Origin of the sequence: Kitasatospora sp. NPDC004799, from assembly GCF_040609095.1 — a bacterium.
Lineage (GTDB): Bacteria > Actinomycetota > Actinomycetes > Streptomycetales > Streptomycetaceae > Kitasatospora.
This window is the reverse complement of the sequence record NZ_JBEXJK010000838.1, coordinates 1-1,094: the sequence shown is the minus strand read 5'-3', so window position 1 is coordinate 1,094 and position 1,094 is coordinate 1. Positions and strand designations below refer to the sequence as shown.

General features: G+C 74.5%; 2 protein-coding genes. Both read left to right on the top strand.

What is annotated here, in order from left to right:
* Positions 1–90, top strand: a 90-nt coding sequence (locus ABZW03_RS41185; protein ID WP_144385854.1) for an acyl-CoA dehydrogenase family protein, incomplete at its 5' end; no start/stop codon positions are given.
* A 153-nt stretch (positions 91–243) separates the two neighbouring features.
* Positions 244–927 carry a TetR family transcriptional regulator gene (locus tag ABZW03_RS41180; protein ID WP_355270046.1) on the top strand — a complete coding sequence of 228 codons (684 nt, stop codon included), beginning with the start codon at positions 244–246 and terminating at the stop codon, positions 925–927.
* Positions 928–1,094: the final 167 nt, after the last annotated feature.

Sequence of the window (1,094 nt, the reverse complement as noted above, 5' to 3'; positions counted from 1 at the left end):
GAGCGGATGATGCGTGACGCGAAGATCACGCAGATCTACGAGGGCACCAACCAGGTCCAGCGGATCGTGATGGCCCGCAACCTCCCGTAGGCCCCACGCCCCACCCACGAGCGGCACCGACGGCCGGGCCCGAGCGCGGCTCGGCCGTCGGCGCCGCACGCGGGCGCGGATGTTAGGTTCCGGTGAATGAGCGAGAAGGAAGAGCAGGACCAGCCCATGACTGACGGGCCCTCGAAGCCGGCGATGCGCGAGGCGCTGGTGGCCGCGGCCTTCGAGCTCTTCCTGGAGCGCGGCTTCGAACAGACGACGATCGACGACATCGTCTCGCTGGCCGGCGTCGGCCGGCGCTCCTTCTTCCGCTACTTCCCGGCCAAGGAGGACGTGGTCTTCCCCGACCACGAGCGCAGCCTCGCCGAGATGACGGAGTTCCTGGACTCCGGCACCGGCGAGGAGGACCCGGTCAAGCACGCCTGCGACGCCGCCCGCCTGGTCCTGCGGATGTACGCCGAGCAGCCGTCCTTCTCCGTCCAGCGCTACCGGCTGACCCGCAAGGTGCCCGGTCTGCGCGCGTACGAGCTGTCCGTGGTCTGGCGCTACGAGCACACCCTCGCCGCCTACCTGCGCGGCCGCTTCGCAGACCGCCCGGACGGCCCGCTGCGCGCGGACGTGATCGCCGCGGCCGTCGTCTCCGCGCACAACCACGCCCTGCGCACCTGGCTGCGCTCGGGCGGGGAGAGCGACTGGGTGGCCGAGGTGGACGCGGCGATGGCCTTCGTCACCGGCACCTGGAGCGACCGCCCGGCCGAGGCCGCCGCCGAGGGCGAGTCCGAGGACGTCGTGGTCCTGGTCGCCAGCCGCCGGGCGCCGCTGTGGCGGATGGTCCAGGGCATCGAGAGCGCCCTGGGCACCGACGCCCGCCAGGTCTGAGCGCCGCCCCGGGCCCCGACGCCCGCCAGGCTGAGCGCCGCCTTGAGCCCGGGGCCCGCCGGCCCTGAGAGCCTGGGCGCCGCGCCGGGTGCCGTGCCGGGCGCCGCGCCCGCCCCGACCGTCACCCGTACGGCGCAGCCGGTTCCGCTGCTGCCCCGGTCGGCGCC

Coding starts and splice junctions, on each gene's coding strand:
- ABZW03_RS41180 (WP_355270046.1), top strand. CDS start 244: ATGCGCGAGGCGCTGGTGGCCGCGGCCTTCGAGCTCTTCCTGGAGCGC.